This window comes from Amycolatopsis sp. NPDC059027 (assembly GCF_042739735.1).
Taxonomy (GTDB): Bacteria; Actinomycetota; Actinomycetes; order Mycobacteriales; family Pseudonocardiaceae; genus Amycolatopsis.
The window spans coordinates 68,679-82,426 of sequence record NZ_JBHYIK010000010.1; the positions used below are offsets into that span (position 1 = coordinate 68,679).

Here is a 13,748-nt window from a genome sequence, read left to right on the forward strand (position 1 = left end):
CGACCAACCCGCCCTCCCGGCCGGGCTGGGGGTGGGCTGATGGGGACTTACGAATGGTTGCACGTATTGATGGGCACTTTCCTCGCGTGTGATGCGAGGAAAGTCCCCTTCAGCTCACAGCGTCAGCGTTCGATGTCGCCGCGGATGAAGCGTTCGACGGCGTCGCGCGCGGTGGCGTCGTCGTACTGCTCGGGCGGCGACTTCATGAAGTACGACGACGCGGAGAGGATCGGGCCGCCGATGCCGCGGTCCAGCGCGATCTTCGCGGCGCGCACGGCGTCGATGATGATCCCGGCCGAGTTCGGCGAGTCCCACACCTCGAGCTTGTACTCGAGGTTCAGCGGCACGTCACCGAAGGCGCGGCCCTCCAGCCGGACGTAGGCCCACTTGCGGTCGTCGAGCCACTGCACGTAGTCCGACGGTCCGATGTGGACGTTGCCCTTGCCCAGCTCGCGGTCGACCTGCGAGGTGACCGACTGCGTCTTCGAGATCTTCTTCGACTCGAGGCGCTCCAGCTCCTTCATGTTCAGGAAGTCCATGTTCCCGCCCACGTTGAGCTGCATCGTCCGGTCGAGCTGGACACCGCGGTCCTCGAACAGCTTCGCCAGCACGCGGTGCGTGATGGTCGCACCCACCTGGGACTTGATGTCGTCACCGACGATCGGCACGCCCGCCTCGGTGAACTTCGCGGCCCACTCCGGGTCGGACGCGATGAACACCGGCAACGCGTTGACGAACGCGACGCCCGCGTCGATCGCGGCCTGCGCGTAGAACTTGTCGGCCTCCTCGGAGCCCACCGGCAGGTACGACACCAGCACGTCCGCACGCGCCTCGCGCAGCGCGGCGACGATGTCCACCGGCGCCTCGTCGGACTCCGCGATCGTCTCGCGGTAGAACCGGCCGAGCCCGTCGTAGGTGTGGCCCCGCTGCACGGTGACGCCGAGCGGCGGCACGTCGGCGATCTTGATCGTGTTGTTCTCGCTGGCGAAGATCGCCTCCGAGAGGTCACGGCTGACCTTCTTGGCGTCGACGTCGAACGCGGCGACGAACTCGATGTCACCGACGTGGTAACCGCCGAAGTCGACGTGCATCAGACCGGGGACGCGCGTGGCGGGATCCGCGTCACGGTAGTACTGGACGCCCTGGACCAGCGACGCCGCGCAGTTGCCGACGCCCACGATGGCCACCCGAACGCGGCGGTTCTCGCCCATGCCGGTTACTCCTTCATCCGTTTTCTTCTCGTGTGGAACTTCGGCCGCGACGCTGCGGCGCGCGAACGACTCAGGTCCCCTCCGGACCCCGCCGCTCAGCTTGTTCGTGCGCGATCAGCTCGTTGAGCCAGCGCACCTCCCGCTCGCTCGTCTCCAGCCCCAGCCGGTGCAGCTCGCGGGTGTAGCGATCGATCTTCTCCTCGGCCCTGGCCAACGCCGTCCGCAAACCCTCGCGACGCTCCTCGACGCGACGGCGACGGCCTTCCAGAATCCGCATCCTGACGTCGGCCGGTGTCCGCGAGAAGAACGCCAGGTGGACTCCGAAGCCCTCGTCGTCCCAAGTCTGCGGACCCGCGTCGCCGAGCAGCTCGGCGAACCGCTCCTTCCCCTCCGCGGTCAGCTTGTACACGCGCCTGCCGCGCCGGGACCACGCCCGTTCGTCCGCCGTGTCGAGCTCCTCGACCAGATATCCGGCCCTGAGCAGACGACGCAGCGTCGGGTACAGCGAGCCGTACGAGAACGTCCGGAACATCCCGAGCGTCTCGTGCAGGCGTTTGCGCAGCACGTACCCGTGCATGGGCGCCTCGTGCAGCAGCCCCAGGATCGCGAGCTCCAGCACACCGCACCCCCTTCCGGGAACAAACCACGGCCGGCGGCGTTGCTCCTGAGCGGGCCACCGGGCCGCGTCAACCTACCGGTCCACTATATCGCGCCGATACATCCGAGTGGCGTACCTAACCTTGCCCACCCTGGGGTGAACCCGGCGAAAGTCACCAGAGAGTTATGGAAGGTTCGGCGTGTCGGGGTAGCGCGGGGGCCCTGAAGTCGCATGGGCCGCCGGGCACACAGCAAGAACCCGTAGTCTGTGCTCGTGCGAAACCAGCGGCAGGTAGTGGACTACGCCTTGCAGCGCCGTGCGCTGCTGGCGGGTGTCCGCTCGGGACGCGTCGGTGACCTGGAGGTCTGCGACGCGAGTCCCTATCTGCTCCGTGCGGCCAAGTTCCACGGCAGGGCAGGCGATCAGCGCTGCCCGATGTGCCGCACGAAGGAGCCGCTGACCCTGGTGTCCTGGGTCTACGGCGACGAGTTGAAGCACGTCTCGGGGTCGGCGCGTACTCCCGACGAACTGGCCAGGATGGCCGGGGTGTTCGGCGAGTTCACCGTCTACGACGTGGAGGTGTGCCGGTCGTGCCATTGGAACCACCTGGTCCAGTCGTACGTCCTGGGCACGGGGGAACAGCCACGGACCCGCCCGCGGAGGACTGCGGGTCAGTGATCAGAACCACAACAGCCGCAGAGGACAGAACGGTGTTGCCCGAGACGCCGGTCTGGGAGGCCCCTTCGTGAACGACGACCGCAGCGCCTGGCCGAGCCAGGAGCCCGACGCACCTCGCCGTGCCGCTTGGCCGGGGGAAGAGCCGGGACCCGCGTGGCCCGGCGAGGAACCCCCGCGCCGTCCGCAGCGCCGGAACACCCCGCCGCGCGGGACGGCGCGGCCGAACGGTGCTCCCCAGAACGGTGGCCCCGCGTGGCCGACCGGCGACGAGCCGGGCGGCGCGGGACCGCAGTGGCCCGGCGACGAGCCGCCCGCGCGGCCGCAGCGGCCGCAACGTCCTCAGCAGGGCATGCCGCCACGACGGCAGGGTCCGCCGCCGGGTGGCCGCCCGCCCGGCCCGCCGCCGCAGAACGGCGGTTTCCGCCAGCCGCCGCCGGGTCGCCGTCCGGCACCGCCGCCCCCGCCCCAGGAGCGGGAACCCGACCTGATCACGCATCAGGTGCACAACGGCACCGACTTCGGCTACGACCCGTACGACGATCGCTACGACGACCGCCGTCGTGACGACTACGACGACGAGGACGCGCGCTTCAACGAGTTCGCGGCCGGCGAAGACGAGGCCGAGCCCGGCGAAGACGGCAAGAAGGGCAAGAAGCAGCTCACGCCGAAGCAGCGCAAGAAGCGCCGCTGGAAGATCATCCGGCGGTGCGCGTACGCGTTCGTCGGCATCTTCTTCGTGATCCCCGCGATCGCCTTCGTGATCACGTACTTCCTGGTCGACGTGCCGACGCCGGAGAGCATCGCGGCGCTGCAGAACCAGCCGGTGACGTACTACTACGCCAACGGCGAGGTACTGGGGAAGGACATCCCCGAGGGCGGCAACCGGGTGCTGCTGCAGCCCGGCCAGATCCCCGACGTGGTCAAGCACGCGGTGTACGCCGCCGAGGACGCGACCTTCGAGACCAACAGCGGCTTCGACATCCTGGGCATCCTGCGCGCGGCCGTCAACCAGGTCACCGGTGGCCAGGGCGGTGGCTCGACGATCTCCCAGCAGTACATCAAGAAGGCGACCGAGAACGAGGCGCCGACGCTCAGTCGCAAGTGGACGGAGCTGGCGAAGTCGTTCAAGATGAACAACCAGATGTCCAAAGAGCAGATCATCACCGCCTACCTGAACACGATCTTCTTCGGTCGCAGCTCGAACGGGATCCAGGCGGCGTCGAAGGCCTACTTCAACAAGGACGTCAAGGACCTCAACGCCTCCGAGGCCGCGCTGCTCGCGGGACTCATCCAGGGCCCGAGCAACTCGGGCAAGACCGAGTACGCCACCAAGCGATGGAACTACGTACTCGACATGATGGTGAAGTACAAGTGGCTCGACCAGGCCACGCGCGCGAGCTACCAGTTCCCGACGCCGATCCCGCTCAGCCAGGCCAAGAAGGAGGAGGGCGGCAGCGTCCCCTACTTCGTCAAGCTGCGGATGAAGGACGAGCTGGAGGCCAAGGGGTACGACGAGAAGAAGCTCTACTCCATCGGCGCGAAGGTCTACACCACCATCGATCCGGCCGCCCAGAAGGCCGCCGAACAGGCGGTCCAGGAAGGGATGAAGGGCCAGACCGACGAGAACCTCAAGAACGCGCTGGTCGCGGTCGATCCGAGATCCGGCGGTGTGCTCGCCTACTACGGCGGGCCCGAGGTCGTGAAGGACGAGAACGGCACGGACCAGCTCGGCCAGGACAGAGCCAACCAGGCCAGAAACCCTGGTTCGTCGATGAAGCCCTTCGACCTCACGGCGTTCCTCAAGATGGGCGGTGGCCTCGGCGACACCTTCGACGGGACCAACAACCGGAACCTCGGCGGCCGCGTCGTCCGCAACGCGGACCCGAGTTCCAGTTGCAGCACCCAGTGCACGGTCGCGGAGGCGATGGAAATCTCCGCCAACACCGTGTTCTTCGACATGGTGCTCAACAAGACCCATCCGGGGCCGGTGGCCGACGCGGCCAAGGAAGCCGGGATGAAGATGGCGCCCGACGGCCGGGCCAAGATGGGCGACGACGCCAACATCTCCCTCGGCGGTGGGTCCACCGTCGCCACCCCGGAGGACATGGCCGCGTCGTACGCGACCTTCGCCGCCGGTGGGTTGCGCCGGGACCAGCACTTCGTGGCGAAGATGCAGAACTCCGCCGGCGAGACGGAATTCGAGGTCAACGATCCCGGCAAGCCCGCGTTCGACCCCGACGCGGGAAGGAGCTCGCAGCTCGCCGGTACCGTGACCAAGTCGCTCGTGCCGGTCATCCAGCACTCGAAGCTGAAGTGCCCCACCGGCCACGAATGCGCGGGCAAGACGGGTACGCAACAGTACGACCCGCAGCCGAACGACCCGCCGTCCTACAACGACCGGAACGCGCAGACCTGGATGGTCGGCTACACGCCGTCGGTGTCGGCCGCGGTCTGGGTCGGCGGTGACGGCAACAAGCCACTGCACGACAAGAACGGCAAGCCGATCTTCGGGTCGACCATCGCCGGTCCGACGTGGGCGAACTTCATGCAGCTGTATCTGAAGGGCAAGCCCGCGGAGAAGTTCCCCCAGGTCAAGTTGGTCGGCAAGGACCCGACGACGGCGACGCCGACCCCGACGTACACGCCGACGAACACCCCGACCCCGACGAACACCCCGACTCCGACGACCACGCCGACCACGCCGTCGGAAACGGAGACCCCGACTTCGCGGAGCAGCAGGAGCAGCACGCCGCGCCCGGGGCCGACCAGCGGGATCTTCCCGCCCGTCGGTGACAACGGCACCGGAGGCGGTGGCTCCGGCGGGCACAACGGCGGCGGGCCGGCGCCGCCGAACTAGCCCGAACAGCCCAGTGAGGCGGGGCGTGCGCGACGCACGTCCCGCCTCATTTTTTGCCGTAGGCCAGTGAACCCGCTCCCTGCCTCATACGTCCTCCTTGACAAGGAGGGCTGCGCCCGCAGCCCGCCCGCGCCTCCGGAGGACCACACGTGAACGACGACCGCACCCACTCCTGGCCAGGTCAAGAGCCTGAACCATGGCGTCGTCCGAACCCTGGCCCCCCGCAGCCGGGCACTCCGCCGGGAGGAATGCCACCCCGGCGGCCCGGACCACCGCCGCCCGGCTACCGGCCGCCCCAGCAGCAGCGCCCGCAGGGCCGTCCGATGAACGGACCGCCTGCCCGCGAGCCCGAGCTGATGACCCATCACGTCCACAACGGGACCGAACCGGGTGAGTTCGAACCGCGGCGGAGACGGATGGACGCGCCGCCACCGGAACTCGCTCGCGGTGATGGCGGGCAGGGCGGCGTGCTCACCCCCGCACAGCGCAAGAAACGCCGCTGGCGCCGGATCCGCCGCACGTCGTATGTCCTTTTAGGACTGTTCGTGGTGGTGCCCGCGATCGCGTTCGTGATCACGTACTTCGCCGTCGACGTCCCTTCGCCGACCGACGTGGCCCGCTCGCAGAGCCAGGCCGTCACCTTTCTCTACGCCGACGGCACCGAGATGGGCAAGGACAGCCCGTCCGGGGCGAACCGGCAGATCCTCTCCCCGCAACAGATCCCGGACGTGATGAAGCACGCCGCGATCGCCACCGAGGACTCGACGTTCGAGACCAACAGTGGCTTCGACGTCACCGGCATCTTCCGCGCGGTGTACAACCAGGTCACCGGCGGCGACGGCGGTGGCTCGACGATTTCCCAGCAGTACATCAAAAAGGCCACCGACAACGACGCGCCGACCCTGACGCGCAAGTGGACCGAGCTGGCCAAGTCCTTCAAGATGAACCAGACGTACGAGAAGAAGGACATCATCACCGCGTATCTGAACATCATCTACTTCGGGCGCGGGGCGTACGGCGTCGGCGCGGCATCGCAGGCCTTCTTCCACAAGGACGCCGCCCAGCTGAACTTCTCCGAGGCGGCGCTACTCGCCGGCCTCATCCAGCAGCCGGGCCGGTCGGAGAACGACAAGGTCGCGCGCGACCGGTGGACCACCGCGATGGACCGGATGCTGCAGAACCACTACATCACGCAGGCCGAACGTACGTCGGCGCAGTTCCCGACGCCGATCCCGCTCGCGCAGAGCAAGCAGCAGTCCGGTGCGCCGAACCGGTTCATCGCCCAGCAGGTCCGGGACGAACTGGCGGCACAGGGCATCACCGAGGACAAGTACTACTCGGGCGGCTACAAGGTCCAGACCACCATCGATCCCAAGGCGCAGCAGGCCGCGGAGCAGGCGGTAAAGGAAGGCATGCAGGGCCAGACCGACAACCGCCTGCTGAGCGCGCTCGTCGCCGTCGACCCCAAGACGGGCGGTGTGCTCGCCTACTACGGCGGCGCGGAAACCGTGAAGGGCCCGAACGGCGAGGAGCAGGCCGGACCCGACCGGGCGAACCAGGCCCGCAACCCCGGCTCGTCGATGAAGCCGTTCGACCTCGTCGCGTTCCTCAAGATGGGCAAGGGACTCAACGAAACCTTCGACGGTTCCAACAACCGGGTCTTCGACAACCGGACGATCCGCAACGCCGGGCCGGGTTCCACCTGCGGTCCACAATGTACGGTCGCGAAGGCCATGGAGATCTCGGCCAACACGGTGTTCTACGACATGGTCATGAACAAGACCCATCCGGGCCCGGTGGGGACCGCGGCGCAGGAAGCCGGGATCAAGACCAAGAACGAGGGCGGCCAGTCGACGATCTTCACCGGCGACAACAACATCGCGCTCGGCGGCGGCAAGACCGAGGTGTCGCCGGCGGACATGGCCTCTGCCTACGCGACGTTCGCGGCGGGCGGTATCCAGCGTGACCGCCACTTCGTCGTGAAGGTGGTCAACTCACAGAACGAAACCGCGTACGAAGCGAAGACCACGGGCAAGACCGCGTTCGCGAACGATTCCGACAAGTCCAAGCAGATCGCCGGGAACGTGACGACGTCACTGAAGCCGGTCATCTCGTTCTCGAAGCTGAACTGCCCGTCGGGGCATGAATGCGCGGGCAAGACCGGCACGCAGCAGTACGCGCCGCAGTCGGGCGACCCGGCGTCGGCGGCCGATTCCAACGCGCAGACCTGGATGGTCGGCTACACGCCGTCGGTCTCGGCCGCTGTCTGGGTCGGCGGTGACGGGAACATCGCGCTGCACGACAAGAAGAACCAGCCGATCTTCGGATCGACGATCGCCGCTCCGACGTGGGCGAAGTTCATGTCGCTGTACCTGAACGGCAAACCGGCGGAACGGTTCGACACGGTCAAGCCGATCGGCGACGCACCGAGCCAGTCACCTTCGCAGTCGCCGTCGCGGAACCCCGACGACGACAACGACACGACGCCGACCACCACGCCGACAAGGCCGTCCGAGGAGACGACCACGCCGACGAGGCCGACCAGGCCGAGCCACTCGAAGCCGCACAGGCCGTCGACGTCGACCATCGAGCTGCCGGGAGACGGCGACGACACCTGATCGACAACCACTACTGAAGGGCGTTTCCGAGGACGCGGAAACGCCCTTCACTGTTTTGACCGATCGTGCTACCTTCTGGCCATGCGGTCAGATTCCAAGTCGAGCGGTCCAACTTTCACCGAGCTGGCCAGACGGCGTCAGTTCGTGGACTGCGCGATCGAGGTGATCGCCGAACAGGGGTTCGCCGCGGCGTCGCTGGCGAAGATCGCCGCACGCGCGGGGACGAGCAAGGGCGTCATCTCCTACCACTTCAGTGGCAAGGACGAGCTGCTGGAGCAGATCCTGCGCGACGTGATCACCGATGTCGCCGGGTTCGTCGGGGCCGCGATGGCGGCGGCCACCACGGCGACCGGGAAACTGACCGCGTACCTCGAGTCCGGCATCGAGTACATGCGGCTGCACCGCGCCCAGTTCCTCGCGCTGCGGCAGATCTTCCCGAACATGCGGGACACCGACGGCAACGAGCGCTTCGTCAACGCGCCCGGCGGAGCCCGGGACCGGTCGATCGAGGAGATGCTCATCGAGGGGCAGCGCACCGGGGAATTCCGGCGGTTCGATCCCACCGTCATGGCCGTGACCATCCGGTCCGCGGTCGACGGTGTCCTCGACCACTGGGCGATGGACCCCGATCTCGACCTGCCCGCCTACACCCGCGAACTCGTTTCGCTGTTCATCCACGCGACCAGGGGGAAAACATGAGTCATTTCGCGTTCTGCGTGCCGACCGGTGCCGGACACGTCAATCCGACGCTCGCCGTCGCCTCGGAACTCGTCGCGCGCGGCCATCGCGTCACGTATGCCGCACCGGCGTTCTTCGCCGACCGCATCGCCGAAACCGGCGCAGAGATGATCGGCTACGAGTCGACGTTCGCGAAGATGTTCACCGAGCCGCCGAAGTTCGACCGCGGGGAACTGCCGAAGGTGATGGCGGGGAACCTGGAGGAGACACGGGCGGTGCTGGCACAGGTCGCCGAAGGGTTCGGCGACGTACGACCGGATCTCGTCGTGACCGACGCGCCGATCTCCTGGTGGGGACAGTTGCTCGCGGCGCGATGGGGTGTGCCGCGGGTGCTGAGCTGGCCGCACCTGGTGAGCAACGAGCACTGGTCGATGTCGAACTACTTCGAGGTCGACCTGCTCGACCCGCTGATCCTGCGCACGATCGAGCAGGCGGGACGCCTCGCCGCCCGCGACGGTCTCGACGGCGCGGACATGATCAACGGGACCGGCGCCGCTGCGGACCTGGTGTTCCTGCCGCGGGCGTTCCAGTTCGCCGGGGACACGTTCGCCGGCCACCATTTCGTCGGCCCGGCGCTGGGTGAGCGCGCGTTCCAGGGCAGATGGGAGCCGCCCGCGTCCGGTCGCGACGTGCTGCTCGTGTCGTTCGGCACCGCGTACAACAACGAGCCCGAGTTCTACCGGACCTGTCTGAAGGCGTTCGCGGATACCGACTTGCACGTGGTGCTCGTGACCGGCGAGCAGGTCGACCACGCGGCGCTCGGCGAGGTGCCCGAGCACGTCGAACTGCACAAATCCGTGCCACAGCTGAGCGTGCTGCGGCACGCGAAGGCGTTCGTCACGCACGCCGGAATGGGTTCGACCATGGAGGCGCTGAGTTTCGGTGTGCCGATGGTGGCGGTGCCTCAGGTCGGCGAGCAGCGCGCGAACGCCGACAGGGTCGCGGAACTCGGCCTCGGCAAACACCTTCCGCCCGCCGAGGTGACGGCGTCGAGCCTTCGCGATGCCGTGTTGTCCATTGTGGACAACACCGAGATCGCCGCGAACCTGAAGACCATGCAAGGAGAAATCGCCGCCGCCGGAGGCGCCCCGGCCGCGGCCGACGTCCTCGAAGGGCTGTGCTGAAGGGGACGTTCCTCGCATCGCATGGGCTGAAAGTCCCCTTCAGCTCATGTCATGAGACGAAAGTCCCCTTCAGCCGCACGACCTTGCGTTCCTTGCCCGCCAGGTGCGCGGCTTCGATGACGCGCAACGCTTCGACGGCCTCGGCCGCGTCGACCGGGTACGGGGCGCCGTCACGGACGGCGTCTCGTACCTGCGCGTAGAAATCCTCGTAGCGGCCCACCTCGGTGGGCACGATCTCGACGTCGTCGTTCACGCCGAGGGTGCCCGCGTCGCCTTCGGGCTCGACGCCCCAGCCGTCGCCACCCGGGCGAAGACCCGCCTTGATCTGCGGCTCTTGGACGTCGAGGCCGTATTTGGTGAACGTCGCCTTGTCGCCGAGTACCCGGAACCGCGGGTTTCGGGTGCCGGCCAGCGCCGAGGACCACAGGTGCGAGCGGACGCCGTTGACGTGGTGCAGCGCGACGAAGACGTCGTCGTCGACCTGGACCCCGGCGCGGCGGCGGTCGACCTCCGCGTACACCTCGGCGACCGGGCCGAACAGTTGCAGCGCCTGGTCGACGATGTGCGCACCGAGGTCGTAGAGCAGCCCGCCCGCCTCGGCCGGATCGCCGAACTCGCGCCAGTTGTCCTTGGGCTTCGGCACCCACCGGTCGTAGCGGGACTCGAAGCGGAAGACGTCGCCGAGCCGCCCGGAGCCGAGCACCTTGCGGACGGTCAGAAAGTCGGAGTCGAAGCGACGGTTCTGGAACACGGTGAGCCCGACGCCCGCCGCCTTCGCCGCAGCGACGACCCGCTCGGCCTCGGCCGCTGTGGGCGCGAACGGCTTGTCCACCACCACCGGCTTCCCGGCCTCGATCGCCCGCAGCGCGAGCGGGACGTGGGTGCGGTTCGGCGTGCTGACCACGAGCAGGTCCAGTTCGTCGACGCGCGAGAACAACGCGTCCGCGTCCGGGACGACGTCGGCTCCGGCGTAGTCGGCCCGCGCCTGCGCGGCGCGTTCCGGATTTCCGGTGACGATCAGCGCTGGCGTCAGCCCCGGCGTCGCCGCGACGAGCGGAGCGTGGAAGACGCGACCACCGATGCCATAGCCGAGGATCCCGACGCGCAAATCAGCCATGCGCTAATTAAACAACAGTGTTGCTAAATTGGCCAGCCATGCCAGGATCGGGGCATGCCGGAGACCGGGGTCAACCTGCGCGGGCTGCGCCAGCACAACCGCGCCCTGCTGCTCACGCACATCCTGCGTGCGGGCGGGCTGAGCCGCGTCGAGCTCGCCGAGCGCACCGGGCTGACCCAGCAGGCGGTGTCGAAGATCGTCCCCGAGCTGGTCGGTGGCGGCCTGCTCGACGAGGAACGCCAGCCCGCGAACGGGGTCGGCAAACCCCGCACGCTCCTGCGGATCCGTGCGCACGCCCGGCACGCGATCGGCGCCCGGCTCGACCGCGACGAGTTCCACGTCCTGCGCGCGGATCTGACCGGCGCCGTCGAAGCGTCGATCGGCGGGCCCCTGCCGCGGGGCTTCACCCCCGACCAGGCCGTCACCGCGATCGCCGACGCGACCCGGGAACTCACCGCGGGGGTCGACGGCGTACTCGGCCTGGGTGTCGGCGCCGTCGGCCCGCTCGACCACGACGCCGGAATCGTGCGCGACGCGACCAACATGCCCGGCTGGCACGACATCCCGCTGCGCGATCTCCTCGCCGAGCGGACCGGGTTGCCGGTGACGCTGGACAAGAACACCAACACCGCCGCCTTCGCGCGGAACTGGCCGAACGGGGACAACACCGCGACGGCGGTAGTGCTGGTGGGCACCGGCATCGGCGTCGGACTGCTCGTCGACGGCAGGCTCTATCGCGGGCCACGCACGAACGCGGGCGAGTTCGGGCACACCACGCTGGCCTTCGACGGGCCCCGGTGCGGCTGCGGACGCCGTGGCTGCGTCGAAGTCCTCCACAACGCCGCGCCGGACACCGAGACTGCCGCGAGCCTGCTCGGGATCGGGCTCGCCGATCTGGTACAGGTGCTCGACCTCGAACGGATCGTGCTGGCGGGCCGCGCGGTGCGGGCCGCGCCGGAGGTCTACCGCGACGCCGTTCTCGCCCGGCTGGGGGAGTTGCTGCCGCTGCCGCGATGGCAGCGCATCGAGGTCGAAGTGGACGGCCTCGGCGAGGAAATCGTGTCACTCGGCGCCGCCGCGGAATTGCTGTCGAAGTTCTTCGTGGACCCAAGATGACATGGCTGTGACTTACCGACCGGTACCATCCGCGACGTGTCCGAGCAGACCACCGCCCCAGAGCCCGAAGCGGCTCCGGCCACGCTTTCCTTCCGGGATCGGGTGATCCCGAGCCGGACCGACCCGATGGTCGCGGCGGTGACGAGACCGCTGGGCGGACCGCTCGGGGAGCACGCGGCCGTCGGCAGGCACTGGTTCTGGTCGCCGCAGCGGGTCGGGCTGCTGCTGGCCGTGCTCGCGCTGGTGCTGTGCTGGTTCGGCAAGGCGTCGTGCATCCAGCAGTACACCGACGGCGCGGGGACCACCCAGCTCGACTGGCGTTCGGGCCGCCCGTTCGTCGCGATGTGCTACTCCGACGTCGTCCCGCTCTACTCGTCCGAGCACCTCAACGATCCGAACGTGTTCCCCTACACGTCGTCGTGGTCGGAAAACACCCAGACCGCGGAGAACGGCACGCGGTACATGGAGTACCCGGTGGTCACCGGGCTGTTCCAATGGGCCAACGCGCGGCTGGCCGACGGCTGGCTCTCGCTGGCGAACGCGGGCTGGCTCCCCGGCGCGCTGCCGGTGGCGGTGTACTTCAACCTCGTCGCGTTCTGGCTCGCGCTCGCCTGGCTGGTGACGGTGTGGGCGACCGGGCGCGTCGCGAAACGACGGCCGTGGGACGCCGCGCTGGTGGCGATCTCCCCGCTCGTACTGGTGCACGCGTTCACCAACTTCGACGCCATCGCGACCGCGTTCACCGCGGCGGGCCTGCTCGCCTGGTCCCGCAAGCGGCCGTGGCTGACCGGGCTCCTGCTCGGCATCGGCGCGGCCGCGAAGCTGTATCCGTTGTTCCTGCTCGGTGTGCTGTTCGTGCTGTGCCTGCGTGCGGGCAGACTCCGCGAATGGGGCCGCACAGCCGGGGTCACGGTCGCGACCTGGCTGGTAGTCAACGTGCCGTTCCTGCTGTTCGCGACCCGCGGCTGGGAGGAGTTCTTCCGGCTCAACACCCTGCGGCCGATGGACCCGGACTCGATCTACAACGTCATCGGGTACTTCACGGGCTGGACCGGGTTCGACGGGATACTCCAAAAAGGACAGAACCCGGTCTGGCTCAACGCCGTCGTCGCGGTCCTGTTCCTCGCCTGTTGTGCCGGGCTCGCCTACGTGGCGCTCACCGCGCCCCGGCGCCCGCGCGTCGGCCAGCTCGCGTTCCTCGTGGTGGCGGCGTTCCTGCTGACGAACAAGGTGTGGAGCCCGCAGTATTCACTGTGGCTCGTGCCGCTGGCCGTGCTGGCGATCCCGCGCTGGCGGCTGCTGCTCGGCTGGATGGTGCTCGACGCGCTGGTGTGGGCGCCGCGGATGTTCTACTACCTCGGCGTCGACCACAAGGGCCTGCCCGAAAGCTGGTTCCTCGGCACGGTGATCGTGCGGGACCTCGCCGTCGCCGGGCTGTGCGTGCTGGTGCTGCGGGAGATCTACCGGCCTTCGCGGGATCTGGTGCGGTTGGCCGGTGACGACGACCCAGCCGGTGGCGTGCTCGACGGCGCCCGCGACCGGTTCAGGACCGGCGGCGCCCACCGGGCCGAGGCCGTTCCCACGGGCTGAGCCGCACCGAGGGACGCCCCCGGGGGGGGGTGGGGGCGGCCGGGGGGGCCCGCGGGGGGGGGCGCCCCGCGGGGGGGGGGGCGCGGGGCGGGATAAAAACA

Annotated in this window: 10 protein-coding genes; 7 read left to right on the top strand and 3 right to left on the bottom strand. The window is 68.7% G+C overall.

The features are described 5' to 3' along the window. Positions 1-122 precede the first annotated feature (122 nt). On the bottom strand, positions 123-1,211 hold the full coding sequence (locus tag ACFWY9_RS09420) for an inositol-3-phosphate synthase (protein WP_378326595.1): 1,089 nt from the start codon (positions 1,209-1,211) through the stop codon (positions 123-125). Between the two features lie 70 nt (positions 1,212-1,281). After that, positions 1,282-1,830, bottom strand: coding sequence for a PadR family transcriptional regulator (locus tag ACFWY9_RS09425; RefSeq protein ID WP_378326594.1), 549 nt, complete (start codon positions 1,828-1,830; stop codon positions 1,282-1,284). A 252-nt stretch (positions 1,831-2,082) separates the two neighbouring features. Between ACFWY9_RS09425 and ACFWY9_RS09430 the strand changes: the two genes are divergently transcribed. The 5 genes from ACFWY9_RS09430 (at position 2,083) to ACFWY9_RS09450 (ending at position 9,824) form a co-directional block, all read left to right on the top strand. Next, on the top strand, positions 2,083-2,487 hold the full coding sequence (locus tag ACFWY9_RS09430) for a DUF5318 domain-containing protein (protein WP_378326593.1): 405 nt from the start codon (positions 2,083-2,085) through the stop codon (positions 2,485-2,487). Between the two features lie 67 nt (positions 2,488-2,554). Then, positions 2,555-5,344, top strand: coding sequence for a transglycosylase domain-containing protein (locus tag ACFWY9_RS09435; protein ID WP_378338599.1), 2,790 nt, complete (start codon positions 2,555-2,557; stop codon positions 5,342-5,344). A 149-nt stretch (positions 5,345-5,493) separates the two neighbouring features. Next, complete coding sequence (locus ACFWY9_RS09440) at positions 5,494-7,962, top strand: transglycosylase domain-containing protein (protein ID WP_378326591.1); 2,469 nt, start codon at positions 5,494-5,496, stop codon at positions 7,960-7,962. Between the two features lie 81 nt (positions 7,963-8,043). Beyond that, positions 8,044-8,661: a TetR family transcriptional regulator gene (locus tag ACFWY9_RS09445; protein WP_378326590.1), complete on the top strand. Its 618-nt coding sequence runs from the start codon at positions 8,044-8,046 to the stop codon at positions 8,659-8,661. Continuing rightward, positions 8,658-9,824 (top strand): macrolide family glycosyltransferase, encoded by a 1,167-nt coding sequence (locus ACFWY9_RS09450; protein WP_378338600.1) that lies wholly within the window; start codon positions 8,658-8,660, stop codon positions 9,822-9,824. Before ACFWY9_RS09445 ends, ACFWY9_RS09450 begins: the two co-directional genes overlap by 4 nt. Before the next feature lie 49 nt (positions 9,825-9,873). Here ACFWY9_RS09450 and ACFWY9_RS09455 read toward each other — a convergent pair whose 3' ends face one another. Next, positions 9,874-10,941 carry a Gfo/Idh/MocA family oxidoreductase gene (locus tag ACFWY9_RS09455; protein WP_378326588.1) on the bottom strand — a complete coding sequence of 356 codons (1,068 nt, stop codon included), beginning with the start codon at positions 10,939-10,941 and terminating at the stop codon, positions 9,874-9,876. A 54-nt stretch (positions 10,942-10,995) separates the two neighbouring features. Between ACFWY9_RS09455 and ACFWY9_RS09460 the strand changes: the two genes are divergently transcribed. Then, positions 10,996-12,057, top strand: coding sequence for an ROK family transcriptional regulator (locus tag ACFWY9_RS09460; protein ID WP_378338601.1), 1,062 nt, complete (start codon positions 10,996-10,998; stop codon positions 12,055-12,057). A gap of 36 nt (positions 12,058-12,093) precedes the next feature. Next, a complete protein-coding gene (locus ACFWY9_RS09465) occupies positions 12,094-13,647 on the top strand; it encodes a glycosyltransferase family 87 protein (RefSeq protein WP_378338602.1) in 1,554 nt (517 codons plus the stop codon). Positions 13,648-13,748 lie beyond the last annotated feature (101 nt).

Coding starts and splice junctions, on each gene's coding strand:
- ACFWY9_RS09420 (WP_378326595.1), bottom strand. CDS start 1,211: ATGGGCGAGAACCGCCGCGTTCGGGTGGCCATCGTGGGCGTCGGCAAC.
- ACFWY9_RS09445 (WP_378326590.1), top strand. CDS start 8,044: ATGCGGTCAGATTCCAAGTCGAGCGGTCCAACTTTCACCGAGCTGGCC.
- ACFWY9_RS09450 (WP_378338600.1), top strand. CDS start 8,658: ATGAGTCATTTCGCGTTCTGCGTGCCGACCGGTGCCGGACACGTCAAT.
- ACFWY9_RS09455 (WP_378326588.1), bottom strand. CDS start 10,941: ATGGCTGATTTGCGCGTCGGGATCCTCGGCTATGGCATCGGTGGTCGC.
- ACFWY9_RS09460 (WP_378338601.1), top strand. CDS start 10,996: ATGCCGGAGACCGGGGTCAACCTGCGCGGGCTGCGCCAGCACAACCGC.